Source organism: Roseovarius sp. A-2 (genome assembly GCF_002072155.1).
Lineage (GTDB): Bacteria > Pseudomonadota > Alphaproteobacteria > Rhodobacterales > Rhodobacteraceae > Roseovarius.
In genome coordinates, this window is sequence record NZ_BDIY01000069.1 from 1 (window position 1) to 2,639 (window position 2,639).

Below are 2,639 nucleotides of genomic sequence, written 5' to 3' on the forward strand. Positions count from 1 at the left end.
TGCCGCGCGACAAACAAGGTGAGAATCCAGCGTCAATCAGGATGAGAACGCGGGGGTGGGGGCTCGCAGGGAGGGCGTAGCCCGACTGGAGAGGCCCCACCCCCGCGTTGCGCCCCAAATGGGCGGGTCTGACGGTCGTGGCCGGCTCGGATAGGGAATGATTTTCTGCGTAAGGAGATCGTTCATGCCGGGCCGTCATGTCACTGATCAACAGATGAGGCTTTTCATGACGCTCAGACAGACCCATTCCACTCCCGTGGCCGCGGCGAAGGCCGGTATCAGCCAAGCGACCGGTTATCGACTGCAGGCCGACCCGACGTTGCCATCGCAGAAGAAGACCCCGCGCAGCCGACGTCGACCGGATCCGCTTGCGGATATTTTCGACACGGAGGTCGTGCCGCTGCTGCGCTCCTCACCGGGGATCCGGCCCGTGGCGGTTTACGAGGAACTTATGCGACGGCACCCCGATCTGGGCACTGGCATCCGGCGCACGCTGGAGCGGCGGATGCGCGCCTGGAAGGCCGAGCATGGCCCTGAACAGGAGGTGATCTTCCGGCAGACCCACACGCCGGGCAAGATGGGCCTGTCGGATTTCACCGCCATGGGCAAACTGGGCGTGACCGTAGCCGGTGAGCCGTTGGATCATCGGCTGTATCACTTCCGGTTGGCCTATTCCGGCTTCGAGCACGCCCATGTCGTGCTGGGCGGCGAAAGCTATGTAGCGCTGGCCGAAGGGCTTCAGAATGCCCTCTGGACGCTCGGTGGCGTGCCGCGGGAACACAGAACCGACAGCCTGTCGGCGGCTTTCAAGAATCTGGAAAAATCCACCCAGGCGGACCTCACCGACCGCGTCGATACCCTGTGCCGTCATTACGGCATGACGCCGACGCGCAACAACAAGGGTGTCGCGCACGAGAACGGCTCCATTGAGAGCCCCAATGGTCATCTGAAGCGCGCCATCGAGGACGCGCTGGTCATGCGCGGCTCGCGCGACTTCGAGGACCTGACGGCCTACCGGCGCTTCATCGACGAGATCGTGGGCCGGATCAACGCCCGCAATGCCAAGCGCATCGACGTGGAGCGCGCCAGCCTCAAGCCTTTACCCGCCCGGCGCACGACGGATTACGAGGAGGTCACACTGCGCGTCACCTCCTCCGGTGGTTTCACCTTGCGCAAGGTGTTCTACACCGTACCATCCCGGCTGATCGGACATCAGCTGCGGGTTCGGCTCTACGATGACCGGCTGGAGCTGTTTCTCGGGGGCAGCACCCTGATGACGCTGCCGCGCGGTCGGGCATCGAGCAGCGGAAGCCATGGGCACGTGGTCAATTACCACCATGTCATCCATTCCCTGCGCAAAAAGCCCATGGCGCTCATGGGGCTGGTCTACCGGGACCAACTGTTTCCACGCCGGGCCTTTCGCGACATGTTCGCAGTCCTTCTGGAGCAGACCGGTGAGAAGGCAGCTTGCCGCATGACCGTCGATCTTCTGGCGCTGGCTCACGACCGGGGGTGCGAGGCCGAATTGGCTGCGCAGATCGAGGAGGATCTTCGTCAGAACCGCCCGCCTGACATGGCGGTCCTGCGCGCGCTCTTTGCCCCGTCAGACGAGGCACTCCCCCAGGTCGAGGTGAAGATGGCCGACCTTTCATCCTATGATCAGCTGGTCAGCAGTGCGGCGCCCGCTGAGGAGGTGGCAGCATGACATCGTCCCAGACCGATACCGCCCGTCTTACCCTCGCTCTGAACGAATTGCGCCTGCCTGCCATCAAGGCGCTCTGGCCACGCTTTACTGAACAGGCCGACAAGGAGGGCTGGCCTGCCGCCCGCCTGCTTGCCACTCTGGTAGAGCATGAGCTGGCCGAACGCGATCGCCGCCGGATCGAGCGCCATCTCGCACAGGCACGCCTGTTGCCCGGCAAGACGCTGGAGACCTTCGACTTCACCGCCGTCCCCATGCTGTCCAAGGCCCATGTCAGTGCCATCACCGCTGGTGACAGCTGGATCGGAAGGGGCAGCAACATCCTGTTGTTTGGCCCGCCGGGCGTGGGCAAGTCGCATCTCGGATCCGCCATCGGGCTCGCTCTTGTCGAGAAAGGCTACCGCGTCCTCTTCAGCCGCACCACCGATCTGGTCCAGAAACTCCAGCAGGCCCGCCGCGACCTCGCTCTCGAAAGCGCCATCGCAAAGCTCGACAAGTTCCACCTGCTGATCCTCGATGATATCGCCTACGTCACCAAGGATCAGGCCGAGACCAGCGTGCTCTTCGAACTCATCAGCGCGAGATACGAACGGCGCTCCATGCTGATCACCGCCAACCAGCCCTTCGGGGAATGGAATACGATCTTTCCTGACCCGGCCATGACACTGGCCGCCGTCGACAGGCTCGTTCACCATGCCACCATCTTCGAGATGAATGTCGAAAGCTACCGGCGCAGAGCTGCCGAAAAGGCAAAGGGCCCTGGACGCCCAGCCCAAAGAGCAACACCGGCAAACACCAAACCTGATTGACGCGCCGCGACAATCAAAAACACAAACCACTTGATCGCGGCTGAAAAGACCGCCATCGTCACAAACGTCGCGACCAAGGATTCTCATCCTGATTGACGCGCTCTTCTCACCCAGATTGTCGCGCTACA

2 protein-coding genes are annotated in these 2,639 nt (G+C 62.8%); both read left to right on the forward strand.

What is annotated here, in order from left to right; genetic code table 11:
• Positions 1-214 precede the first annotated feature (214 nt).
• Complete coding sequence (gene istA, locus BHD06_RS22500; protein WP_254892580.1) at positions 215-1,705, forward strand: IS21 family transposase; 1,491 nt, start codon at positions 215-217, stop codon at positions 1,703-1,705.
• Positions 1,702-2,511 (forward strand): IS21-like element helper ATPase IstB, encoded by an 810-nt coding sequence (gene istB, locus BHD06_RS22505; protein WP_080459173.1) that lies wholly within the window; start codon positions 1,702-1,704, stop codon positions 2,509-2,511. The genes istA and istB overlap by 4 nt, the downstream gene beginning before the upstream one ends.
• The last annotated feature ends 128 nt before the right edge of the window (positions 2,512-2,639 follow it).

Excerpts from the sequence above, each read along its gene's own strand:
- istA (WP_254892580.1), top strand. The coding sequence starts at position 215 with ATGAGGCTTTTCATGACGCTCAGACAGACCCATTCCACTCCCGTGGCC.
- istB (WP_080459173.1), top strand. The coding sequence starts at position 1,702 with ATGACATCGTCCCAGACCGATACCGCCCGTCTTACCCTCGCTCTGAAC.